Here is a 22,517-nt window from a genome sequence, read left to right as displayed (position 1 = left end):
TCGTACGGTCAGACGCGGGTGACCGAGGAGACGGGCATCATGCCGACGGGGTCGTAGCGCACCGATGCGCCGGGGTACGGGGCGTGGATGACCTGCCCGTTTCCGGCGTACATCCCGATGTGGCTCGCGTCCGCGCGGTAGGCGACCAGGTCGCCGGGGAGCGCCTGCGACAGCGGCACCATGCGGCCCGCGTACCGCTGGGCCTGCGAGGTGCGGGGCAGGGCGACACCGGCCTGTGCGTAGGCCCACTGCATCAGCCCGGAGCAGTCGAATCCGGCGGGACCGCCGGCGCCCCACACGTACGGGCGTCCCAGAGCCTGCCGGGCCGCCAGGAGGGCCGCCAGGCCGCGCGCGGAGCCGGGGGCGTCCCCGGTGGGCGTCACCGGTGACACGGAGCGCGAGACGCGGCCGGGGTCCGGCCGCTCGGTGCCCGGCAGCGCGCGCAGCAGCTGCCTCGCCCGGTCCAGCCTGGCCTCCACGGTGCGCTTGTGCCGGGCCACCGCCGCGCGGTCCCGTTCCATGGCGGCGAGGGCCCCGGCGGCCTCCGCGCGGCTCTGGGCGATCCTGCGCTGGGCACGCCGCAGCTTGCTCAGCGTCACGGCCCGGCGCTCGCCCGCGCGGTCCAGTGCGGCGGCCCGGTCCAGGAAGGTGTCCGGGTCCGAGGAGAGCAGGAGGGCGACCGCGGGGTCGATGCCTCCGGAGCGGTACTGCGCGCCCGCCATCGAACCGAGGGACGCCCGCAGCTGGTTGACGTCCTCCTGCGTCCGGGCCGCCGCGTCCTGGGCCCGGGCGATCCGCTCGCGCTGCCGGCCGAGGTCCTCCAGGGCGCCGTTGTACCGCTCGGTGGCACGCTCGGCCTCGGTGTACAGCCGGTCGACGGCCTCCTCGGCCGTCTCGTGGGTGTCCTCGGGAGAGGCGCTCGCGGGGGCGGAACCGAGAGCGGCCGCCGCGGTGGCCACGGCGGCGGACAGGACGGTGGCCCGGACACCTCGGGTGAGGCCGGGCCGGGTGGGGCGGCGATGCGACACCACTGGAAGCCGCACTCCCTTCCGCTGTACGCAGACGTGCGCAGCCCCTGCCGCCCTGGGGTGGGCGGAACGACGACCGGGAGCTGCGCGGCAGCGCAGACAGTAACCGGACGGCTACCCCGTGACCAACGGCCACGCCGGAGAGGCGCGTACGGACGGAACAGCCCCGCCCCGCCGGTGACCTGTGGTCTCCGGCGGGGCGGGGCGCAGTCGTGGGGTGCTGTGATTCGCCCGATCGGGCGTCAGACGCGCACACCGAACTGGAAGGTGCCCATGTAGTCCATCGACTCGTAGCGGACCACGGCGCCGGGCTTCGGGGCGTGCAGGATCTGGTTGTTGCCCGCGTACAGACCGACGTGCGAGGTGTTGTTGAAGAAGACCAGGTCGCCCGGCTTCAGGGCGCTGCGGCCGATCCGGACACCGTCGTTGATCTGGGTGTACGTGGTGCGGGTGATCTGGACGCCGGCCTGGGCGTAGGCCCACTGGGTCAGACCCGAGCAGTCGTAGGCGTTGGGACCGGTGGCACCGGAGACGTACGCCTTGCCCTGCTGCGTGGAGGCGGCCTGGAGGGCGGCGGCACCACGGGCGGACGCGGGGACCTCGTTGCCGAGTTCGACCCGGTCGCCGGCCGCGCCCTGCGCCTCCGTGCGCTGCTGCGCGAGGGTGCGCTGCTTCGCCTGGATCTTCTGGAGCGACTCGGCCTGCTTGGCCGTCAGCTGGTCGAGCGCGGAGGCCTGGTCCAGGAAGCTGTCCGGGTCCGAGGAGAGCAGCAGCTGGACCGACGGGTCGAGACCGCCGCTTCGCCTTGACCTCGCTCTTGGTCGGCTTCGGGTCGGCGTGGGCCGCCTGGGAGGTCAGGGCCACGGCCGCGGCGGCGGTCGCGGTGAGCACGGTCACACGGGCGCGGCTCGGCTGCTTGGGACGACGGTGGGACGCCACGAAGGCGAGCTCCTTCTTCCTCGAGCCGCCTACCGGGTAGTGGGGGATGACAAACGGATCCCCGGCTCCGTGCACATCACGGACTCGGCGGTTCCTTCGCCGTCACCCCGGATGGGCAGACAACCGTGCGAAGGTTCGAGGCCTGACCCTAGTGACCATCTTGTGATCAGTTCAAATCCTCACGAGGAAAATCTCGTCACACCAGGCACTTCTTTACTTTCATCACACGGGGTGTAGCGGCGACTTGACGGTACGTTCCATAAATTCCGGCAAGCCTCACATGACGCGCATGACGCCTCAGACGCGCGAAAGCCGCTTCAGGAGCAAGGCGGACGCGACCGGCCGCGCCCCCGCCTTCGCCACCCCGTCGGCGACTTCGCGGTCGGTGGAGACCACGACGACGGGCCTGCCCGGCGGTTCGGCGCGCGCCAGCTGCCGGATCAGCTCGTCCGCGGTCACCCCGGCCTTGCTGAAGAGCACACGGACGCCACGCGGCGGGGCGAGCAGGACGGGAACCGCCAGTTCGGCACCGTCGAAGACGCAGGTCATCTCGGCGCCGGTCTGTGCCGCGAGGACCGAGAGACCACCCAGGAGGCGCAACCGCTGCTTCTCCAGGGGCATCTGGGGATAGCCGGTCTTGGTGACGTTGTAGCCGTCGACGATCAGATGAGCCTGCGGGAGGGCCAGCAACTGGTCGAGGAGCGCCGGGTCGGTCTCCGAAAGGGCCCTGGCGGCGATGTCCTTGGGTGACATCCGGCCCGGCTCGACCGCTTCGACGCCGTCCGCGGGGCGGAGCGAGGACGGGGGCAGCGCCAGCTCACGGCGGAGCCCCTGGGCGGCGTCGAGCACGGTGTCCAGGAGCAGCCGCAGCCGCATGTCCTCGACCGAGCGCCCCTCCCGGGCCGCCCGGCGGCCGGCCTCCACGGACGCCTCCGCCTCGGCCAGGCGGGCCTTGAGCCGGCGGGTCTCGCTCTCGGCGGCGGAGACCTGGGCGGCCGTCTCGGCCCGCACGGTGTCGGCCTCGGCGCCCGCCTTGCGCAGGGCGGCCTCCCCGCGCTTCACCTCGCTGAGGGCGCTGCGGAGCTTGCGGTGCAGCGAGTCGGCCTCCTTGCGTGCCGCGTCCAGCTCCGAGCGCAGCCGTTCGGTGTCCGCCCGGGTCTGGCCGCGGGCGTGCTCCAGCTCCTCGCGCAGTCGCTCGAGCTCGCGTCTGGTCTCCTCGTCCGCCCGCTCGGCATGGGCCCGCTGGACCTCCTCGCCGGCGGCGGCGACCAGCTTGACCCAGCCGGCGGGCCGCAGCACGTAGGCGGCCGCGGCCACGTCGACGGGGTCGGCGGCGGCGGGCGGCGCACCGGACTCGAGGGCCTCGGCCAGCTCCGGCTGGGTCTGGCCGATCCGCTCGCCGATGCGCCGGCGGAACACCGGGTCGCTCTCCAGGGCGGCCGCCATCGCGTTACCCGCGAACTTGGCCCGCCTGCTCGGGGTGAAACGGGCGTACTGCCGGAGCTGGGCGGGGAGTTCGCCGACGGTCAGCCCGCCGAACGCGTCCGAGACCAGCGCCACCACCTTGCGGCGTACGCCTTCGGGCAGCGGACGGTCGAGCGACTCCGCGGTGCCGTCGGCCGCGTCGGCCGGTCCGGCGCCGCCTGTCGGCTGCTCCACCTTCCATCACCCCAATGTGTCTGTCCGCGCGGCTCCGTCAGGAGTCGGCACCAGGCCTGTCGACCAGTTCGATCTGATCCACGGCGTTGCACCAACGGCAGCGCACCGACTCGATGGTCTCACTGACCACCTCGCGCTCCTCGACACTCGACTCCCCGGCCAGGTCGAGGTGCACGTACTCCACGACCTTCGAGGAGCGCGTGACATCGAAGCGCGTGAGGTTGCCGCAGAGCGTGCAGCGCCAGCGGGTCCCGTCGGTCGGCTGGGGAACCGTCGTCATCGTTGCGTCCTCTTTCGTCGTACGTCGAGTCTGTGCGTGCCCAGGTCTTCGATCTCGCGGTGCGCCGTCGAACTGCGGATGTCCTGCCGCAACCCTACGGCCTCGCGCATACCTGCCGGCACGGCGAGGCGCTCCGTCCCGTTCTCGCCTGTTCCGTCATGCTCTGTACGTGATCGATCTGCGGGAAGTCGACTGGCGGGAGCGGGCCAGGGGGTTCGGGGCCGCGGCGGGCGGTGCCCCGGTCACCTACGGGCTGATGGCGTTGTGCTGCGCCGTCTTCCTGATGAGCCCGCTCTCGGGGTTCAACCCCGTCTACGGCGACGCCGACGCGCTCCTCGCCGCTCAGGCGGGGTACTTCGAGCGGTGGGGCGTGATCCCCAGCGAGCTCCTGGACGGCTCGGCGCACGCGGCGCTCACCCCGCTGACCGCGCTCTTCGTCCACGGCAGCTGGCTGCACCTGCTGGGCAACATGCTCTTCCTCTACGTCTTCGGGGCGATGGCGGAGGAACGCATGGGCCGCGTCGAGTTCACCCTCTTCTACCTCGTGTGCGGGTACTTCGCCCTGGTCGCCTACGCGGTCGTGCACGCGGATTCCGACCAGACGCTGGTGGGCGCCTCGGGGGCGATCTCCGCGGTGCTGGGCGCCTTCCTCTACCTCTTCCCCAAGGCCCGCGTCACCAGCCTCTTCCCCTTCCTCTTCTTCCTCCCGCTGCGCTTCCCCGCCTGGATCGTGCTCGTCTTCTGGTTCGTCCTGCAGTGGCTGGCGGCGCGGGGCGCGGGCAGCGGCCCGGGCGTGGCGTACCTCGCGCACGTGGCGGGTTTCGCGGCCGGGTTCCTCTACGCCTGGGTCCGGTTCCGGGGGACTAGAGTGAAGGTTCCAGCCACGGCCACCGAGGGAGAAAGCCAGCCGTGATCACCGCGATCGTGCTCATCAAGACCAGCGTGGACCGGATTCCCGAGATCGCCGAAGCCATCGCCGCGCTGGACAGCGTCAGTGAGGTCTTCTCGGTCACCGGTACGTACGACCTGATCGCCATGGTCCGGGTGGCCCGGCACGACGATCTGGCGGATGTCATCCCCGGCCGGATCAGCAAGATCCAGGGCGTCGAGGCCACGGACACCCACGTGGCCTTCCGCACCTACTCCCAGCACGACCTGGAGGCGGCCTTCGCCATCGGCCTCGACGGCTGAGGCGGCCCACCGCCGGCACGACCGCGGCCGGGGACGGGGCGGGACGCCCTCGCCCCCGGCCGTTCGCGTACCGCGTGCGGTCAGACCTGGGCGGCGCCCCGGTCGGGCACGCAGCGGCCCTCCTCGGTGCGGTAGGTCCAGCGGGCTCCCTCGCCGACCAGTTCGCGGACGGCGCCCAGGAACCGCTCGATGTGCTCGTCCGGGGTGCCCGCACCGAAGCTCACCCGGATGGCGTTGAGCGACCTCTCCCCCGGCGCGGCGTCCGGCGCGCCGCACTCGCCCGGGTCCTGCGGCTCACTGCCCAGCAGGGTCCGCACCAGCGGGTGGGCGCAGAAGAGTCCGTCGCGCACTCCGATGCCGTACTCGGCGGAGAGCGCGGCCGCGAAGTGCGAGCTGTTCCATCCCTCGACCACGAAGGAGAGGACGCCGACCCTCGGGGCGTCGTCGCCGAACAGGGAGAGCACCTTGACCTCGGGGACATCGGCGAGGCCCTCACGGACCCGGGTCACCAGCTGCTGCTCCCGGTCGACCAGCCGGTCGAAGCCGGCCTCGGTCAGCGCCTTGCAGGCGGCGGCGATGGAGTAGACGCCGATGACGTTGGGCGATCCGGCCTCGTGCCGGGCCGCGGTGGTGTGCCACTCGACGTCCACACCGCCGTCGGCGCGCCGGGCGACCTTGCGGGAGGCCCCGCCGCCCGCGAGGTACGGCTCGGCGTCCACCAGCCAGTCGGCCCGGCCCGCGAGGACACCCGAACCGAAGGGCGCGTACAGCTTGTGCCCGGAGAAGGCGACCCAGTCGACGTCCAGCTCCGCGATGTCCACCGGGTGGTGCGGCGCCAGCTGTGCCGCGTCGAGCACGATCCGCGCACCGTGGGCGTGGGCGGCGGCAGCCAGTTCACGCACCGGCCAGAGCTCGCCCGTGACGTTGGAGGCGCCGGTGACGCAGACCAGCGCGGGGCCGTGGGGGTCACGGGCGGCGAGGGCCTTCTCCAGCGTGGCGACCGCCTGGTCCGGGGTGCGGGGGGCGTCCAGGTAGGTCACCCGGGCGTCGCGCCAGGGCAGCAGCGACGCGTGGTGCTCGGTCTCGAAGACGAACACCTGGCAGCCGGCGGGCAGCGCGGCCGCCAGCAGGTTGAGGGAGTCGGTCGTCGAGCGGGTGAAGACCACCTGGTCCTCCGCACGGCAGCCGAGGAACTCCGCGACGGTCGCACGGCTGGTCTCGAACAGGTCGGTGGAGAGCTGGGAGAGATATCCGGCACCGCGGTGGACGCTGCCGTAGTACGGCGCGTAGGCGGCCACGTCGTCCCAGACGCGCTGCAGGGCGGGGGAGCTTGCCGCGTAGTCCAGGGCCGCGTAGGTGACGTCTCCGCCCGTGACGAGCGGAACGGTGACATCGGCACCCAGAACCGGCAGCGGTGCACAAATGGCCTGGTCGGCGGCAGCGGTGGGGACAGACATGGCGAACTCCTGTGAGAGGCAGGCGAAATCCTCGCGCCGGTGACCCGAAGGGTGCGCGGCGACGCGGGGAGAGGAAGAGAAGAAGGGTGTGCGGAGGAGGGCTCGAAGCCCTATCGCATTCGCTTGCTCACAAGAGGCTCCCTGGGACCAAGGACCCCAAGGGGTGGCATGGGAAGATGCCGAGGGGCCCGCGCTTGCCACAGACCTCGCTGCCTGCGGCCTGGTCTTCACCCGGGGCACCCCGCCACGGACGGAGGGTTGCCGGACAGCGGGCCGGGGCCGTAGTCGCTGTCACTCATGACCTGCGCAGCATCTTGCCACATCCCCCGGCACGCGCAAGGCGCGGTCCGCGATCCGGACCGCGCCTCGGGCACTCCCGCCGCAGCCGGGCTGTCCCGGCGCGATGGGCCTCGACTCGTCTCGTACGCCCTCTCAGGCGTTGCTGGCCGCCACCCAGCGCTCCAGGGCCCGTTTGGCCGCTCCCGAGTCGATCGACGCGGCGGCCCGCTCGATCCCGCCCGCGAGCTGCTCGTCCAGGGTGCCCGCACCCGGGTCCAGCGCGACCAGCGCGGCGGCCGAGTTCAGCAGTACGGCGTCGCGTACGGGGCCGGTCTCCCCCTCGAGCAGCCGGCGGGCCACGTCGGCGTTGTACGAGGCGTCAGCTCCGCGCAGCGCCTCGACGGGGACCAGGCCGAGGCCGACGTCACGCGGGTCGAACGCCTCCTCGCGGACGCCGCCGTCGCGGACGATCCAGACACGGGAGGTCGCCGTGGTGGTCAGCTCGTCGAGACCGTCGTCACCCCGGAAGACGAGCGCGGAGTTGCCCCGGTCGGCCAGCACACCGGCCACGATGGGCGCCATCTTCGGGTCGGCCACGCCGATGGCCTGGGAGCGGACCCGGGCCGGGTTGGTGAGCGGGCCCAGGATGTTGAAGGTGGTCTGCGTGCCGAGTTCCTTGCGCGCCCTGGCCGCGTGCCGCAGGGCGGGGTGGAACTTCACCGCGAAGCAGAAGGTGATGCCCGCTTCCTCGGCCACCGCGACGACACGCTGCGGCGTCAGCTCCAGGTTGACGCCGAGCTTCTCCAGCACGTCGGAGGCACCGCTGGCCGAGGAGGAGGCCCGGCTCCCGTGCTTGACGACCTTCGCGCCCGTCCCCGCGACGACGATCGCCGACATGGTGGAGATGTTGACCGTCCTGGCCATGTCGCCGCCGGTTCCCACGATGTCCACCGTGCGGCCGGGGACCTCGATGGTGTGGGCGTGCTCGTACATGGCGCGGACCAGGCCGGTGACCTCGTCGACGGTCTCGCCCTTGGCCCGCAGCGCGATCGCGAAGCCGGCGATCTGCACGTCCGTGGCCTCGCCGCTCATGATCCGGTCCATGGCCCACGCCGTCGCGTCGGTGCCGAGGTCCTCGCCGCGCAGGAGGGGGGTCAGCACGCCGGGCCAGGTGAAGTCCGCCACGCTGCCGCCGCCGTCCGGGGTCACAACGTTCATGGTCCGCTCCTGGGTCCACAGCCGGTAGAAGTACGCCTCCACCCTATCCAGCCCCGGGAGCAGCGAAGAGCCCCGTCCATCGGATGGACGGGGCTCCTGCTGTGGCGGTCAGCTGAGGTGATCAGTGGTGGCCGTGGCCGCTGGTGATCTCCTTGTACTCCTCGGCGGTGGGCTTGGCGATCTGGTTGTTCTCGCCGTAGTAGCTCTTGCTGAGCCTGGCCCGCAGCTTCTGCAGCGCCGACGGCTTGCGCTCGACACCGTTCTCGTCGACCGTCGGGCCGATCTCGATCGGCTTGTACTGCTCGTGCGCCGTGAGCGTGTGCAGCTGCTCCGGGCTGAGCGGCTCGTGGATCTCGACGAACTCACCGTGCGGCAGGCGCTTGATGGTGCCGGACTCGCGTCCGTGCAGCACCTTCTCCTTGTCGCGGCGCTGGAGGCCGAGGCAGATCCGCCGGGTGACGACGAACGCCAGGACCGGGCCGACGAAGAACGCGATCCGCACGAACCAGCTGATGGCGTTGAGCGACATGTGGAAGTGGGTCGCCCAGATGTCGTTGCCGCCGCCGATCAGCATGACGAAGTAGATCGTCACCCAGGCGACACCCAGACCCGTACGGGTCGGAGCGTTGCGCGGACGGTCCAGGATGTGGTGCTCGCGCTTGTCCCCGGTGATCCAGGACTCGATGAACGGGTAGAGCGCGAGTGCCGCCAGGACCACACCGAAGAGGACCAGCGGGATCAGCACGCCGAGGACCAGCGTGTGGCCCCAGAGGTTGATCTCCCAGCCCGGCATGACGCGGACGAAGCCTTCGGCGAAGCCCATGTACCAGTCCGGCTGGGCGCCCGTGGACACCTGGTCGGGACGGTAGGGACCGAGTGCCCAGATCGGGTTGATCGTGGCGATCGCCGCGATGACCGAGATGAAGCCGAAGACGAGGAAGAAGAACCCTCCGGCCTTCGCCATGTACACCGGGAGCAGCGGCATGCCGACGACGTTCTTGTTCGTCTTGCCCGGTCCCGCGAACTGCGTGTGCTTGTGGAAGAACACCAGGATGAGGTGGCCGACCACGAGGCCGAGCATGATGCCCGGCAGCAGCAGGATGTGGATCGAGTAGAACCTCGCGATGATGTCCGTGCCGGGGAACTCCCCGCCGAACAGGAACATCGAGATGTACGTACCGACGATCGGCATCGACAGGATGGCGCCCTGCGTGAAGCGCACACCCGTACCCGAGAGCAGGTCGTCCGGGAGGGAGTAGCCGGTGAACCCGGTGAACATGCCCAGGACGAACAGCAGGAAGCCGAACAGCCAGTTGATCTCACGGGGCTTGCGGTACGCGCCGGTGAAGAACACACGGAACATGTGCACGAACATGCCGGCGAGGAAGATCACCGCTGCCCAGTGGTGGATCTGCCGGACCAGCAGACCACCGCGGACGTCGAAGCTGATGTCCAGCGTCGAGGCGTAGGCCTCGGACATCCGGATGCCCTGCATCGGCTCGTACGAGCCGTGGTACACGACCTCGTTCATGCTCGGGTGGAAGAACAGCGTCAGGTACACACCCGTGAGGATGATGATGATGAAGCTGTAGAGGCAGATCTCACCGAGCATGAAGGACCAGTGGTCCGGGAAGATCTTGCGCATGTTGGCCTTGGCCAGGCCGTAGATGCCGAGCCGGCCGTCCGCCCAGTCGGCGACCCGCTCACCGGCGGGCGCCTTGCGCTGTGTTTCCGTCGCAGTACTCATCCGCGCTCCCAGAAGGCAGGACCGACGGGCTCTTCGAAGTCACCGAGCGCCTCGAGGTTGCCCTCGCTGTTCACGCCGATCCGCAGCTGCGGAAGGGCGTGACCGGCCGGACCGAAGATGACGCGGGCGCCGTCGGAGAGGTCGAAGGTGGACTGGTGGCACGGGCAGAGCACGTGGTGCGTCTGCTGCTCGTACAGGCTGATCGGGCAGCCGACGTGGGTGCAGATCTTGGAGAAGGCGACGATTCCCTCGTGCGCCCACTCGCGCTCACGCTTGTCCTTGATGTTGTCCGGCTCGATGCGGATGATCATCAGGGCGGCCTTGGCGATCTGCGACTGGAAGTCGTGCGCGTCCTCCTCCAGGCCCTCGGGCATGGCGAAGGTCAGCGAACCGACGACGACGTCCTCGGGACGCAGCGGCTCCATGGTGTTCATGTTGACGAGCTGCTTGCCCTTGGCCCACAGCGTCTTCCGGAGCTTCTTCTCCGGCAGCGGGCCGAGGTCGCGCAGCAGCACCACACCGGAGAGCGGCACCAGGGCCAGCGCGCCGAACATGGTGTTGCGGATCAGCTTGCGCCGTCCGAGCGCGGACTCCCGGGCGCCGTCCGCGAAGTCGGCCAGAACCTTGGCCTTGACCTCGGGCGTCGCCTCGATCGCGTGCCGGTCGTCGGCGACCTCCACGTCGGACATCAGGGTGCGCGCCCAGTGGACGGCGCCCGCGCCGATGAGGAAGAGCGCCAGTCCCAGGGTCAGACCCAGGGAGAAGTTCAGCGCGCTCACGTGGCCGAACGGCCAGATGTAGACGATCTGGTCGACCGGGAAGATGACGTACGAGGCGATGAAGCCGACCGTCGCCAGCATGGACAGCGTGAACATGAGCGCGACGGCCCGCTCGGAGCGGTTCGCGGCGCGTTCGTCGATGTCCTGGATGCGCGGCTTGTGGGCCGGCAGCCCCGGGTCGGCGAACGGGTCGCCCGCACCCTCTACCGCGCCGTGCGCGGTGCCCTGCTCTACCGGCAGGTTCTCTTCTGGAATCTGTTGGCTACTCATGACTTCTTGGCCTTAGCGGTGTGGGCCGCGACCCATACGGCGATGGCGATCAGGCCGCCCAGGCCGAAGATCCAGCCGAAGAGACCTTCACTGACGGGACCGAGGCCACCGAGCGAGAGCCCGCCGGGGGACTCGGACTCACTACCGTTGACGGTCTTGATGTACGCGATGATGTCTTTCTTCTCCTGCTCCGGCATCGTGGTGTCCGGGAAGGAGGGCATGCTCTGCGGGCCGGTCTGCATGGCCTCGTAGATGTGCTTCGCGCTCACGCCTTCGAGGTTCGGCGCGTACTTGCCCTTGGTCAGGGCACCGCCCTGACCGGTGAAGTTGTGGCACTGCGCGCAGTTCGTGCGGAACAGGTCGCCGCCCTTGGCCACGTCGGCGCCCGAGGGGTCGACCTGGCTCTTGGTGGGCGTGATCGGACCGGCGCCCAGGGACGCGACGTACGCCGCGAGCTGGTCGATCTCGGCCTGGTTGTAGATGACCTTCTTCTTCGGGACCTGGGCACCCGGCTGCTGAGCCGGCATGCGTCCGGTACCGACCTGGAAGTCGACGGCGGCGGAGCCGACGCCCACGAGGGACGGCCCGTCGGTGGTGCCCTGACCGCCGGATCCGTGGCAGCTGGCGCAGCCCACGGAGTAGAGCTTCTTGCCCTCGTCGATGGCGAGGGACTGGGCGGTTTCGTCGGCCTGCGCCTTACCCGCAGGCGCGAACGCGGCGTACAGCCCCCCGGTAGCCGCCAGCGCGAGGAGTAGTACGACGACCGCCGCCAGCGGATGGCGTCGTCGTGCGGAGAGCTTTTTCACGGATTACCCCGGTGTCAGGATCTTCTGCGTCGATGGTGAGTGGGCGCGAGCCCGGTTACTTGATCATGTAGATCGTGGCGAACAGGCCGATCCAGACGACGTCGACGAAGTGCCAGTAGTAGGACACGACGATGGCGGCGGTGGCCTGTTCGTGGGTGAATCTCGAGGCCGCGTATGTCCTGCCCAGGACGAGCAGGAAGGCGATGAGGCCGCCTGTCACATGCAGACCGTGGAAGCCGGTCGTCAGGTAGAACACCGAGCCGTACGGGTCGGAGGACAGGGAGAGACCCGCGTCCTTGACCAGCTCGGTGTACTCGAGGACCTGGCCTCCGATGAAGATCGCACCCATCACGAACGTGATGATGAACCAGGTGCGGAGCTTCTTCACATCGCCCCGCTCCGCGGCGAAAACGCCGAGCTGGCAGGTGAGAGAGGAAAGCACCAGGATCGTGGTGTTCGTCGCCGAGAACGGGAAGTTCAGATGGTGGGCCATCTCCTTCCAGTGATCGGGTCCCATCACCGATCGCAGGGTGAAGTACATCGCGAAGAGGGCCGCGAAGAACATCAGCTCGGAACTCAACCAGATGATGGTTCCGACGCTGGTGAGGTTCGGCCGATTGACCGACGGGTGCGCGTGCCCGGTTTCTACTGTCGTTGCTGTCGCCACGACCGACATTATGTCGGTCGCTTATCCCGCCCTCACTCCGGGGGGTGCCGTTCGGTGTGTCAGAGCCGTGTGTCCTCACCGAACGGCCCATCGAATCGCTGTCTTTACCGGTGCTGACAGGCAGTCCGCCGGAGTACCATCCGCCCATCGGTTCATGCCCACAGAGCCCCGAAGACACAGACGTCACGGAGGAACAATGCAGCCGACCGCCACGGTCCTGGTCTACAGCGACGACGCCAACACCCGCGAGCAGGTGAGGCTGGCAGCCGGGCGCAGGCCTGCGGCGGACGTGCCAGCGGTGGAGTTCCTGGAGTGCGCCACCCTGCCCGCCGTCCTGAGCGCGCTGGACCGGGGCGGTGTCGACGTCTGCGTGCTGGACGGCGAGACGGCCCCCGCGGGCGGCATGGGGGTCTGCCGGCAGATCAAGGACGAGATCTTCGACTGCCCGCCGGTGCTGCTGCTGATCGGACGCCCGCAGGACGCCTGGCTGGCCACGTGGTGCCGTGCGGACGCCGCTGTGACGCATCCGGTCGACCCGGTCGACTTCGCGGACGCCCTGGCCTCCCTGCTGCGCCGCAGGCTGGCCGTGGGAGCCTGAGGCGGAGGGGCCCCGAACCCCTCCGCGGTGACTCTCCGGGGCGCGGCGCACTCCCGGGCGGCTCAGACCTGGGGGCGCAGCCGCGCCGTCTCGACGTCGGTGCCCGTGTCCGGGGTGCCGCCGCCGTGCAGGGCGCTGCCCTTCTGCCAGGCTTCCCAGTCGAGGTTCCAGTCACCGAAGCCGTTGTCGAACGGCGTCATCGTCTCGCCGTCGCTCCCGACGACCTTGACGATGTCGCCCTCGCGTACGGTCTCGAAGAACCACTCCGCGTCGGCGGTGCTCATGCCCGTGCAGCCGTGGCTGACGTTGGCGTTGCCCTGAGAACCCGTCGACCAGGGCGCGGCGTGGACGTACTCACCGCTCCAGGTGACGCGTGTCGCCCAGTAGACCGGCAGGTCGTAGGACTCCGAGGAGCCGGCGGCGATGCCGATGCTCTCCCCGCGCATGCGTACGAACTGCTCCTTGGCCAGCACCACCTTGACGCCGTTGCGCGTGTCGAAGCCGGGCTTGCCCGTGGTGACCGGCAGGGTGTTGATCACTTCGCCGTTGCGGAGGACGGTCATGTGGTGCGCCGCGGCGTCGGTGATCGCTTCTATGCGGTCACCGGTGGTGAGCTTCAGGGGTTTCGCGGCGGCGCCGTAGAGGGCGTTCGTGACCTTGATGCCCTTGAGGTTGCTGCGGATGTCGATGGTGGCGTCGGCGGGCCAGTACTCCTTGGGCCGGTAGTGCAGCGTCTTGTCGTCGACCCAGTACCAGGAGCCCCTGACGGCGGGCGTGGACCGGACCTGGAGCCCGCGCTCCACGGTGGCCCTGGCCGCCCTGTCGGGGACCGGAGCGCTGAGTTCCGCCGTGAGGGGCTGTCCGACGCCGTAGGTGCCCGCCTGCGGGCCGAAGGAGACCTTCAGGAACTTCTTGGCCGCGGTCGTGCCGAAGCCGTACGTACGGCTGCCGGGGGCGCCGTCACCGTTCTCGGTGGAGACCTTGACGGTGTATCGGGTGCCCGCGGCGAGCGAGGTGGTGGAGTGCCACCGCTTCCCGTCGGCGTCGAGCTCCCCCGCCAGGTGGCGGCCCTCGGTGTCGACCGCCGTCACGTCGGTGATCTTCGCGTCGTCGTCCTTGACGCTGACCTCGAGGGGCTTGTCCGGGTCGGCCTTCTCGCCCTCGGCCGGGCCGTTGAACGAGATGAGGTCGGCGGCGTCGTGGGGCCTCAGCGACAGCGGATCGCCGTCGGGCCCTCCACAGGCGGTCGCACCCGCTACCAGGGTCACGACCAGCAGAGTGCAGCTCACTACGGTGTGGATGCGCGGCGTGTGGTTCATGAACCCACGCTAAGAAGATTCATCCGATCCAGCGCGTTCAATGACTGCAAACGGGGGCCCGGCCCGCTCATCACTGAGCGGACCGGGCCCCCGTACGGGTGCGACACGTCCGGTGCGGACGCGTCCTACTGGGTGCGGTTCTCGCCCCGGTAGTACTCGAAGACCCAGCCGAAGAGGCCGATCAGGAGCAGCGGTGCGGCGAAGTAGGCGAGCCACCAGCCGAAGACGACGCCCAGGAAGAGGAAGGCACCGCCGATGGCCAGCGAGAGCGGCTGCCAGCTGTGCGGCGAGAAGAAGCCCACCTCACCGGCCTCGTCCGCGACGTCGGCTTCCTTGTTGTCCTGGGCCATCGCGTCGACGCGGTTGGCCGTGAAGGCCAGGTAGAAGCCGATCATGATGGTCAGCCCGAAGGACAGGACCAGCGCGGTGGTACCGACCGGCTCCTTGGACCAGACGCCGTACGTGACGGCCATGATCAGCATGAAGACGCTCAGCCAGATGAAGAGCTTGCCCTGGATCTTCACTTGCCGTCCTCCTTGCCGCCGACGAGGACCTTCTCACCCTCGGACAGGTGATCCAGCTGCTCGAGCGCCGTGATCTCCGGGTGGTGCAGGTCGAACGCCGGGGATTCGGAACGGATCCGCGGCAGGCTGAGGAAGTTGTGCCGCGGCGGCGGGCACGACGTCGCCCATTCGAGCGAACGGCCGTAGCCCCAGGGGTCGTCGCGTCCAGAAGGTGATCTTCCCGAGCCGCTCGTCCAGCATCTTGCCGGTGAACTTCGGCCACCAGAAGTGGAATCCGGCGAACATCGCGAAGACCACGGTGCCGAAGACGACGTAGTGGAAGTGCGCGACGACGAAGTACGAGTCGGAGATGTGGAAGTCCAGCGGCGGCGAGGCCAGGATCACGCCGGTCAGACCACCGAAGGCGAAGGTGATCAGGAAGCCGACCGACCAGAGCATCGGTGTCTCGAAGGACAACGATCCCTTCCACATCGTGCCGATCCAGTTGAAGAACTTCACCCCGGTCGGTACCGCGATGAGGAACGTCATGAAGGAGAAGAACGGCAACAGCACGCCACCGGTGACGTACATGTGGTGCGCCCACACCGTGACCGAAAGGCCGGCGATGGCGATCGTCGCGCTGATCAGACCGATGTAGCCGAACATCGGCTTGCGGCTGAATACCGGAATGATTTCGGAAATGATCCCGAAGAACGGTAGAGCGATGATGTACACCTCTGGATGGCCGAAGAACCAGAAGAGGTGTTGCCACAGCAATGCGCCGCCGTTTGAGGCGTCGAAGATATGTGCGCCGAATTTTCGGTCGACCTCCAGCGCGAAGAGCGCGGCGGCGAGGACCGGGAAGGCCAGCAGGACCAGAACACCGGTCAGCAGGACGTTCCAGGTGAAGATCGGCATGCGGAACATCGTCATGCCGGGCGCGCGCATGCAGATGATCGTGGTGATGAAGTTGACCGAACCGAGGATCGTGCCGAAGCCGGAGAAGGCCAGACCCATGATCCACATGTCGGCACCGACACCCGGCGAACGGACCGCGTCCGACAGCGGGGAGTAGGCGAACCAGCCGAAGTCGGCCGCACCCTGCGGGGTGAGGAAGCCGCCGACGGCGATCAGCGAGCCGAAGAGGTACAGCCAGTACGCGAACATGTTCAGCCGCGGGAACGCCACGTCGGGCGCGCCGATCTGCAGCGGCATGATCCAGTTCGCGAACCCTGCGAACAGCGGCGTCGCGAACATCAGCAGCATGATCGTGCCGTGCATCGTGAACGCCTGGTTGAACTGCTCGTTCGACATGATCTGCGTACCCGGACGGGCCAGCTCCGCGCGCATGAAGAGCGCGAGGAGGCCGCCGATGCAGAAGAAGGCGAACGACGTGACCAGGTACATCGTGCCGATCGTCTTGTGGTCAGTGGTGGTCAGCCACTTGACGACGACACTCCCCGGCTGCTTGCGCCGCACCGGCAGCTCGTCCTCGAACGAGTCGTCTGCTGCCGCGGCACCCTGGGATTCGTTGAGGATGCTCACAGTTTGTTCGTCTCCGCATTCCTGGCCGGGTCCGTCTGCTCGATGCCTGCCGGCACGTAGCCCGTCTGACCCTTCTCCGCCAGCTCCTTGAGGTGCTGCTGGTAACGCTCGGGAGAGACGATCTTGACGTTGAAGAGCATCCGGGAGTGGTCCACGCCGCAGAGCTCGGCGCACTTACCCATGTAGGTGCCCTCCTTCTTCGGCGTGACCTCGAAGGAGTTGGTGTGGCCCGGAATGACGTCCTGCTTCATGAGGAACGGCACCACCCAGAAGGAGTGGATGACGTCACGCGAAGTCAGGACGAAGCGGACCTTCTCGCCCTTCGGCAGCCACAGGGTCGGGCCCGGGTTGCCGTTCTGCGGGTTCCGGGTGCCGGGGATGCCCACGTCGTAGACGCCGCCGGCGTCCTTGGGGAAGTCCTCGCGGAACTTGTCGGGGATGGCGTCGAGCTCCTTGGGGACCTCGTTGCCGGTGGAGGGCGAGCCCTCCACGTTCTCGATGTAGTTGAAGCCCCAGCTCCACTGGTAGCCGACCACGTTGATGGTGTGGGCCGGCTTGGGGCTGAGCTCGAGAAGCTTCGATTCATCGCGCGCGGTGAAGTAGAAGAACACCGAGACGATGATCAGGGGGACCACTGTGTACAGCGCCTCGATAGGCATGTTGTACCTGGTCTGCTGAGGCACCTCCACCTTGGTCCTGCTTCGCCGGTGGAAGATGACGCTCCACAGGATCAGCCCCCAGACGAGGACACCCGTGGCGAGCGCTGCCGCCCACGAGCCCTGCCAGAGGGAGAGGATCCGAGGGGCCTCTTCCGTTACCGGGGTGGGCATACCGAGGCGGGGGAAATCCTCCCAGTTGTATGAACAACCGGAGGCCGTCGCCAGGACCAGGCCCGCAGTCAGCACCTGCGGCAGCTTCCGCCGCATCGGGCGCCGCGACGAGCGGTCGGAGCCGTTGGGACTCACGTAGCGCCTTCCCGAGAGTCTCGCCCGCACGGTTCGGCGCGGCCGTCTCACTTGGTCGGTCGCCGGCCCTGACGCGGGCAGGGGTTTGGATGTTTATGCGGACCAAACCCTACTGGACGCCATTTGGGGCCGCGCGGGGAGGGTGCCCAACGCGCCGCACGACACCCCGAAGGGATGGAATGCGGGCCTCCGGCCGTCATCTGACGCCCCCTCTCCCCGTTCTTCCCCCCGCGACCGCGGCGGCAGGTCACCTGGTCACGCGCATGCGGGCTAGCGTGACGGCGTGCCCTACTTCGACGCCGCCTCCTCCGCCCCCCTGCACCCCGTCGCCCGCCAGGCGCTGCTTGCCTCCCTGGACGAGGGCTGGGCCGATCCGGCCCGTCTCTACCGCGAGGGGCGGCGGGCCTCGCTGCTGCTGGACGCGGCCAGGGAGGCCGCCGCCGAGGCCGTCGGCTGCCGACCGGACGAGCTCGTGTTCACCTCTTCCGGCACCCGCGCGGTGCACTCGGCCGTTTCCGGAGCGCTTTCCGGACGTCGGCGTGTCGGCCGCCATCTGGCGCTGTCCGCCGTCGAGCACTCGTCGGTGCTCCACGCGGCCGCGGCACTGGAGGCGGACGGCGGTTCGTTCACCGAGGTGCCGGTGGGCCGGTCCGGCGCGGTGGACCCCTCGGTCTACGGTCAGGCCCTCCGCGCGGACACCGCGCTGGCCTGTCTGCAGTCCGCCAACCACGAGGTGGGGACCGAACAGCCGGTGGCGGAGACCGCCGAGATCTGCGCCGCCGCGGGTGTGCCGCTGCTGGTGGACGCCGCTCAGTCACTGGGCTGGGGGCCGGTACCCGGTCGCTGGTCGCTGCTGGCGGCGAGCGCGCACAAGTGGGGCGGTCCCGCCGGGGTGGGGCTGCTGGCCGTGCGCAAGGGCGTCCGCTTCGCACCCCGGGGGCCCGCCGACGAGAGGGAGTCGGGCCGAGCCGCCGGCTTCGAGAACATCCCGGCGATCGTCGCGGCGGCGGCGTCGCTGCGGGCGGTGCGCGCGGAGGCCGCGGCGGAGGCCGTACGGCTGCGCGCCCTGGTGGACCGGATCAGGACAGCGGTGGGGAGCCTGGTGCCCGATGTGGAGGTGGTCGGCGATCCGGAGCGGCGGCTGCCGCATCTGGTCACCTTCTCCTGTCTCTATGTCGACGGAGAGACCTTGCTCCACGAGTTGGACCGGGCCGGATTCTCCGTTTCGTCCGGGTCGTCCTGCACGAGCAGCACGCTGACGCCCAGCCATGTCCTCAAGGCCATGGGGGTCCTCACCGAGGGGAACATCCGCGTGTCGCTTCCGGCCGGGACCACGGAGGAGGAGGTCGACGGCTTCCTCGGTGTGCTGCCTGGCGTGGTGGCCGAGGTGCGGCAGAGGCTCGGGGCCCCCGCCGCGGCGGCCCCCTCCCCCACACCACAGGCCTCCCTCGTGGTCGACGCGCTGGGCAGGCGCTGCCCGATTCCGGTCATCGAACTCGCAAAAGTGATCGGAGAGGTACCCGTGGGCGGCACGGTGACGGTGCTCTCGGACGACGAGGCCGCCCGCCTCGACATCCCGGCCTGGTGCGCGATGCGCGAACAGGAGTACGTGGGCGAGGAGGCGGCGGACCACGGCTCGGCCTATGTGGTCCGCCGCCTCCTCTGACCCCCGGACACGGCGAGCGTCAGGAGAGGTGCTTACGGACCTCGGAGGCGGCCTCGTCCCCGTAGGCCTTGGTGAAGCGGTCCATGAAGTGGGTACGGCGCAGGGTGTACTCCTGGGTGCCCACCGTCTCGATGACCAGGGTCGCGAGCATGCAGCCGACCTGGGCGGCGCGCTCCAGGCCCACGCCCCAGGCGAGACCGGAGAGGAAACCGGCCCGGAAGGCGTCGCCGACGCCGGTCGGGTCGGCCTTCTGCTCCTCCTCGGCGCAGCCGACCTCGATGGGGTCCTGGCCGGCCCGCTCGATGCGGACGCCACGGGCGCCGAGGGTGGTGACGCGGTGGCCGACCTTGGACAGGATCTCCTCGTCGCTCCAGCCGGTCTTGGACTCGATGAGCCCCTTCTCGTACTCGTTGGAGAAGAGGTACGTCGCACCGTCGAGGAGGATGCGGATCTCCTCGCCGTCCATCCGGGCGATCTGCTGCGAGAAGTCCGCGGCGAACGGGATGCCCCGCGAGCGGCACTCCTCCGTGTGGCGGAGCATCGCCTCCGGGTCGTCGGCGCCGATCGAGACGAGGTCGAGGCCTCCGACACGGTCGGCGACGCTCTTGAGCTCGATGAGCCGGGCCTCGCTCATGGCACCCGTGTAGAAGGAGCCGATCTGGTTGTGGTCGGCGTCCGTGGTGCAGACGAAGCGCGCCGTGTGCAGGACCTCGGAGATCCGGATCGATTCGGTGTCGACGCCGTGCCGGTCGAGCCAGGCGCGGTAGTCGTCGAAGTCCGCGCCGGCGGCACCGACCAGGATCGGCTGAGTGCCGAGCACACCCATGCCGAACGCGATGTTGGCGCCCACTCCCCCGCGGCGCACGTCGAGGTTGTCGACGAGGAAGGAGAGCGAGACCGTGTGCAGCTGATCGGCGACCAGCTGGTCGGCGAATCGGCCGGGGAAGGTCATGAGGTGGTCTGTGGCGATGGAGCCGGTGACTGCGATGCGCACGGGGTGGCTGCTCCTGCGGAAGGCGAAGGGAACGCGTGAGCGCGCCCTCCGGGACGGCGTGACAGTTCACGCTACCCGGTGGAGCCACCACACCCGAAGGGGCAAAACTACCCGATAGTAGGTCTTTCTACCTGAGCGCCGTCCTGCGTACGGTGCCGTTATGTCGAACACCATCGTTCCTCGTGAGTCCGAGATGAGCCTGGCCGAGCTGCGCGGTGACTGCGCACGGATGGCGCCGCACTGGGTGGTCCCCGTGAAGACCGCGGCGAAGCCGGCCGCTCCCGTGGAACCCTCCCGGATCCACGGCGTCACGGTACCGCCGTCGTCCGCGCGGATGGTCGACGCCATGTCCGACTACGGGGACTGATCCGGCGGGCCCCTGCCGTCCCGGCCCGCAGGGGCCGGAGCCCCGCTGAACGGTTCCTCCGCGCGGCGGGGGAACCGTGCGCTCCTCCGGCCCGTCCCACCGGTGTCCCCGGCTCGGGGACGGACGAAGCGCCAGTGACGGCCAGGAAGCCGAAGGAGCGATCCGGTGAGCACCGAGCATCCCGATAGTGACGTGACCGGCCCCCGGCGGCGGCGTTCGCCGTTCGCCGTCGCCACGGTGGCGGCAGCCGTGCTGCTGACCGGGGGCGGGGCGGCGTACTGGGCCTCGACCGCGTCGGGGGACGGCGGTTCGGACGCGGGCCGGGCGGCCGCCGGGGACAGCTCCCCTCCCCCGCTCGCTCTGGACCTCGCGGACAGTTCCTCGGCGCCGCCGGGCATCGCGCCCGGCGAACCCGATCCGCACGGCGGCGGAGTCGTCTACCGTGCCTCCGGCGCACTGCCGGACGGTCCCGGGAGTGCCGCCGTGCACCGCGCCGAGGGCACGGTGACCGCGGCCGAGGTGGCACGGCTGGCGAAGGCGCTCGGAGTACCGGGCGCACCGCACACGGACGGCGCCGCGTGGAGGGTGGGCAGCGACGACGACAGTTCCGGGCCTGTCCTGAAGGTGGTCAAGCAGGCGCCGGGGACCTGGACGTTCGCCCGGTACGGCTCCGGCGGCCCGGACGCGTGCGAGCCCGGCCCGGCCTGTGCGGAGCAGGACCGGACGGCCTCGTCCGGCTCGCCCGTGGACGAGAAGGCCGCGAAGGCCGCGGCGGTTCCGGTCCTGAAGGCCGTGGGCCAGGACGACGCCGCGCTCGACGCGGACCAGCTGATGGGTTCCGTACGCGTGGTGAACGCGGACCCCGTGGTGGGCGGGCTCCCCACCTACGGCTGGTCGACGGGGATCCAGGTGGGCGCCGAGGGCGAGATCGTGGGCGGCACCGGACACCTGAAGGGCCTGTCGAAGGGCGACACCTATCCGGTGACCGATGCGGACGAGGCGCTGAAGCAGCTGAACGCGGAGAACCGGCCGGCCCCGAAGGGCGGTGTCGGCGGCTGCGCGACCTCCGTGCCGCTGGAGGACGACCTCGCGCCGGAGCCCGACTGCTCGGGCGCGACGCCGCCGGTGACCACGGTGACGGTCGAGAAGGCCGAGTTCGGGCTGGCGGCGCGGTACGCGGACGGCGAGCAGATCCTCGTACCCTCGTGGTTCTTCTCGGTGGAGCCCGCGGGTGGCGGCCCCGAGAACACGATCGTCCAGGTGGCGGTCGAGCCGGACCACATCGCGGACGGGAGCACCGGCCCGTCACCGGCGCCCACGAAGGACCCGGCCGGCAGGGACGCGGCCATCACCTCCTACAGCGCGGACGGACGGACGCTGGAGGTGACGTTCTGGGGCGGTGTGTGCAGCACGTACGCCGCTCACGCCTCGGAGGACGGCACCTCGGTGCGCGTGACGGTCACGGAGTCGAAGCCGGAGCCGGGGAAGGCCTGCGTCATGATCGCCAAGGCCCTGACCCGGACGGTGACGCTGGACGCGCCGCTGGACGGCCGGAAGGTCGTCGACGCGGCGTCGGGCGAGGCGGTACCGCGCGCCTGAGACGCGCGCCCGCACCACACGGTCGGACGAACGGCGGCGGCCCTCCCGGATCCGGGAGGGCCGCCGCCGTCGTACGGCTCAGGGTTCAGCTGAAGGAGTCACCGCAGGCGCAGGAGCCCGTGGCGTTCGGGTTGTCGATCGTGAAGCCCTGCTTCTCGATGGTGTCCACGAAGTCGACGGAGGCGCCGCCCAGGTACGGGGCGCTCATCCGGTCGGTGACGACCTTGACGCCGCCGAAGTCCTTCACCACGTCCCCGTCGAGCGAGCGCTCGTCGAAGAAGAGCTGGTAGCGCAGGCCCGAGCAGCCGCCGGGCTGAACGGCGACGCGCAGCGCCAGGTCGTCCCGGCCCTCCTGCTCCAGCAGGGCCTTGACCTTGGATGCGGCGGCGTCGGACAGGAGAATGCCGTCGCTCACGGTGGTGGTCTCGTCCGATACGGACATCTGCTTCTCTCCCGGGGTTGTACGGACTGCTTGCCGACGGTCCAACCATCGGGGCCGCGGATTCATTCCGGGCCAGGCGCGTGTCTGTTCCCTTCATGCTCGCACACCGCGGCGCCAGGGGATGCGTCACATCGACGCTATGGGCATCGTCAAGCTGACACGAAGCGGTTATGATAGATAACGTCAATTAGACGAAAAG

Annotated in this window: 20 protein-coding genes, 2 pseudogenes and 1 riboswitch; of the genes and pseudogenes, 6 read left to right on the top strand and 16 right to left on the bottom strand. The window is 69.7% G+C overall.

Annotated features, from left to right (window positions below):
• Positions 1 to 8: 8 nt before the first annotated feature.
• From IA22_RS0104190 to IA22_RS0104170, 4 genes and pseudogenes are all read right to left on the bottom strand, one after another.
• Positions 9 to 1,031 (bottom strand): C40 family peptidase, encoded by a 1,023-nt coding sequence (locus IA22_RS0104190; protein WP_030122765.1) that lies wholly within the window; start codon positions 1,029 to 1,031, stop codon positions 9 to 11.
• 239 nt (positions 1,032 to 1,270) lie between these two features.
• Positions 1,271 to 1,967, bottom strand: a pseudogene (locus IA22_RS35025) (C40 family peptidase).
• A gap of 297 nt (positions 1,968 to 2,264) precedes the next feature.
• The gene (locus IA22_RS0104175) at positions 2,265 to 3,626 is read right to left on the bottom strand and encodes an NYN domain-containing protein (protein WP_014156693.1); all 1,362 of its coding nucleotides are present in this window, start codon (positions 3,624 to 3,626) and stop codon (positions 2,265 to 2,267) included.
• Positions 3,627 to 3,663: 37 nt separating this feature from the next.
• The gene (locus IA22_RS0104170; protein WP_014156692.1) at positions 3,664 to 3,906 is read right to left on the bottom strand and encodes a hypothetical protein; all 243 of its coding nucleotides are present in this window, start codon (positions 3,904 to 3,906) and stop codon (positions 3,664 to 3,666) included.
• A gap of 169 nt (positions 3,907 to 4,075) precedes the next feature.
• On the opposite strand from IA22_RS0104170, the gene IA22_RS0104165 reads away from it, so the two are divergent.
• Positions 4,076 to 4,819, top strand: coding sequence for a rhomboid family intramembrane serine protease (locus IA22_RS0104165; RefSeq protein ID WP_030122764.1), 744 nt, complete (start codon positions 4,076 to 4,078; stop codon positions 4,817 to 4,819).
• On the top strand, positions 4,816 to 5,097 hold the full coding sequence (locus IA22_RS0104160) for an Lrp/AsnC family transcriptional regulator (protein WP_014156690.1): 282 nt from the start codon (positions 4,816 to 4,818) through the stop codon (positions 5,095 to 5,097). Before IA22_RS0104165 ends, IA22_RS0104160 begins: the two co-directional genes overlap by 4 nt.
• An 80-nt stretch (positions 5,098 to 5,177) precedes the next feature.
• On the opposite strand, the gene IA22_RS0104155 is transcribed toward IA22_RS0104160, so the two are convergent.
• From IA22_RS0104155 to ctaE, 6 genes are all read right to left on the bottom strand, one after another.
• Entirely contained in the window at positions 5,178 to 6,554 is a 1,377-nt protein-coding gene (locus IA22_RS0104155; protein WP_014156689.1) for an aminotransferase class V-fold PLP-dependent enzyme, read from the bottom strand.
• Positions 6,555 to 6,739: 185 nt separating this feature from the next.
• Positions 6,740 to 6,857: riboswitch (SAM riboswitch) on the bottom strand.
• 129 nt (positions 6,858 to 6,986) lie between these two features.
• Complete coding sequence (trpD, locus tag IA22_RS0104150; protein ID WP_030122763.1) at positions 6,987 to 8,051, bottom strand: anthranilate phosphoribosyltransferase; 1,065 nt, start codon at positions 8,049 to 8,051, stop codon at positions 6,987 to 6,989.
• A gap of 121 nt (positions 8,052 to 8,172) precedes the next feature.
• Positions 8,173 to 9,798: a cytochrome bc1 complex cytochrome b subunit gene (gene qcrB, locus IA22_RS0104145; protein ID WP_014156687.1), complete on the bottom strand. Its 1,626-nt coding sequence runs from the start codon at positions 9,796 to 9,798 to the stop codon at positions 8,173 to 8,175.
• Entirely contained in the window at positions 9,795 to 10,847 is a 1,053-nt protein-coding gene (gene qcrA, locus IA22_RS0104140) for a cytochrome bc1 complex Rieske iron-sulfur subunit (RefSeq protein ID WP_015576865.1), read from the bottom strand. Before qcrA ends, qcrB begins: the two co-directional genes overlap by 4 nt.
• Entirely contained in the window at positions 10,844 to 11,653 is an 810-nt protein-coding gene (gene qcrC, locus IA22_RS0104135; RefSeq protein WP_014156685.1) for a cytochrome bc1 complex diheme cytochrome c subunit, read from the bottom strand. Before qcrC ends, qcrA begins: the two co-directional genes overlap by 4 nt.
• Positions 11,654 to 11,708: 55 nt before the next feature.
• Positions 11,709 to 12,329, bottom strand: a complete 621-nt coding sequence (gene ctaE / locus IA22_RS0104130) for an aa3-type cytochrome oxidase subunit III (protein ID WP_014156684.1) — start codon at positions 12,327 to 12,329, stop codon at positions 11,709 to 11,711.
• 187 nt (positions 12,330 to 12,516) lie between these two features.
• Between ctaE and IA22_RS0104125 the strand changes: the two genes are divergently transcribed.
• Positions 12,517 to 12,918 carry a response regulator transcription factor gene (locus tag IA22_RS0104125; protein ID WP_030122762.1) on the top strand — a complete coding sequence of 134 codons (402 nt, stop codon included), beginning with the start codon at positions 12,517 to 12,519 and terminating at the stop codon, positions 12,916 to 12,918.
• 62 nt (positions 12,919 to 12,980) lie between these two features.
• On the opposite strand, the gene IA22_RS0104120 is transcribed toward IA22_RS0104125, so the two are convergent.
• From IA22_RS0104120 to ctaC, 4 genes and pseudogenes are all read right to left on the bottom strand, one after another.
• The gene (locus tag IA22_RS0104120; protein WP_014156682.1) at positions 12,981 to 14,237 is read right to left on the bottom strand and encodes a L,D-transpeptidase; all 1,257 of its coding nucleotides are present in this window, start codon (positions 14,235 to 14,237) and stop codon (positions 12,981 to 12,983) included.
• 125 nt (positions 14,238 to 14,362) lie between these two features.
• Positions 14,363 to 14,761: a cytochrome c oxidase subunit 4 gene (locus tag IA22_RS0104115; protein WP_014156681.1), complete on the bottom strand. Its 399-nt coding sequence runs from the start codon at positions 14,759 to 14,761 to the stop codon at positions 14,363 to 14,365.
• A pseudogene (locus tag IA22_RS33955) lies at positions 14,758 to 16,285 on the bottom strand (cytochrome c oxidase subunit I). The gene IA22_RS0104115 and the pseudogene IA22_RS33955 overlap by 4 nt, the downstream one beginning before the upstream one ends.
• Positions 16,282 to 17,250, bottom strand: a complete 969-nt coding sequence (gene ctaC, locus IA22_RS0104105) for an aa3-type cytochrome oxidase subunit II (RefSeq protein ID WP_015576869.1) — start codon at positions 17,248 to 17,250, stop codon at positions 16,282 to 16,284. Before ctaC ends, IA22_RS33955 begins: the two are co-directional and overlap by 4 nt.
• A 283-nt stretch (positions 17,251 to 17,533) precedes the next feature.
• Between ctaC and IA22_RS0104100 the strand changes: the two genes are divergently transcribed.
• Positions 17,534 to 18,916: a cysteine desulfurase/sulfurtransferase TusA family protein gene (locus IA22_RS0104100; protein WP_014156678.1), complete on the top strand. Its 1,383-nt coding sequence runs from the start codon at positions 17,534 to 17,536 to the stop codon at positions 18,914 to 18,916.
• Positions 18,917 to 18,935: 19 nt separating this feature from the next.
• Here IA22_RS0104100 and IA22_RS0104095 read toward each other — a convergent pair whose 3' ends face one another.
• Positions 18,936 to 19,910 (bottom strand): carbohydrate kinase family protein, encoded by a 975-nt coding sequence (locus tag IA22_RS0104095; RefSeq protein WP_014156677.1) that lies wholly within the window; start codon positions 19,908 to 19,910, stop codon positions 18,936 to 18,938.
• A gap of 160 nt (positions 19,911 to 20,070) precedes the next feature.
• Here IA22_RS0104095 and IA22_RS0104090 point away from each other — a divergent pair, with 160 nt between their 5' ends.
• The gene (locus tag IA22_RS0104090; protein ID WP_014156676.1) at positions 20,071 to 20,277 is read left to right on the top strand and encodes a hypothetical protein; all 207 of its coding nucleotides are present in this window, start codon (positions 20,071 to 20,073) and stop codon (positions 20,275 to 20,277) included.
• A gap of 165 nt (positions 20,278 to 20,442) precedes the next feature.
• On the top strand, positions 20,443 to 21,876 hold the full coding sequence (locus IA22_RS0104085; protein WP_015576871.1) for a hypothetical protein: 1,434 nt from the start codon (positions 20,443 to 20,445) through the stop codon (positions 21,874 to 21,876).
• Between the two features lie 85 nt (positions 21,877 to 21,961).
• Here IA22_RS0104085 and IA22_RS0104080 read toward each other — a convergent pair whose 3' ends face one another.
• Entirely contained in the window at positions 21,962 to 22,318 is a 357-nt protein-coding gene (locus tag IA22_RS0104080; protein WP_014156674.1) for a HesB/IscA family protein, read from the bottom strand.
• Positions 22,319 to 22,517 lie beyond the last annotated feature (199 nt).

Source organism: Kitasatospora papulosa, assembly GCF_000717245.1.
Lineage (GTDB): Bacteria > Actinomycetota > Actinomycetes > Streptomycetales > Streptomycetaceae > Streptomyces > Streptomyces papulosus.
This window is presented reverse-complemented; position numbering and strand designations above follow the sequence as displayed.

What these genes read in the sequence shown, in the direction of transcription:
- IA22_RS0104170 (WP_014156692.1), bottom strand. Translation starts at nt 3,906, where the DNA reads ATGACGACGGTTCCCCAGCCGACCGACGGGACCCGCTGGCGCTGCACG.
- IA22_RS0104155 (WP_014156689.1), bottom strand. Translation starts at nt 6,554, where the DNA reads ATGTCTGTCCCCACCGCTGCCGCCGACCAGGCCATTTGTGCACCGCTG.
- trpD (WP_030122763.1), bottom strand. Translation starts at nt 8,051, where the DNA reads ATGAACGTTGTGACCCCGGACGGCGGCGGCAGCGTGGCGGACTTCACC.
- qcrB (WP_014156687.1), bottom strand. Translation starts at nt 9,798, where the DNA reads ATGAGTACTGCGACGGAAACACAGCGCAAGGCGCCCGCCGGTGAGCGG.
- qcrA (WP_015576865.1), bottom strand. Translation starts at nt 10,847, where the DNA reads ATGAGTAGCCAACAGATTCCAGAAGAGAACCTGCCGGTAGAGCAGGGC.
- ctaE (WP_014156684.1), bottom strand. Translation starts at nt 12,329, where the DNA reads ATGTCGGTCGTGGCGACAGCAACGACAGTAGAAACCGGGCACGCGCAC.
- IA22_RS0104125 (WP_030122762.1), top strand. Translation starts at nt 12,517, where the DNA reads ATGCAGCCGACCGCCACGGTCCTGGTCTACAGCGACGACGCCAACACC.
- IA22_RS0104120 (WP_014156682.1), bottom strand. Translation starts at nt 14,237, where the DNA reads ATGAACCACACGCCGCGCATCCACACCGTAGTGAGCTGCACTCTGCTG.
- IA22_RS0104090 (WP_014156676.1), top strand. Translation starts at nt 20,071, where the DNA reads ATGTCGAACACCATCGTTCCTCGTGAGTCCGAGATGAGCCTGGCCGAG.
- IA22_RS0104080 (WP_014156674.1), bottom strand. Translation starts at nt 22,318, where the DNA reads ATGTCCGTATCGGACGAGACCACCACCGTGAGCGACGGCATTCTCCTG.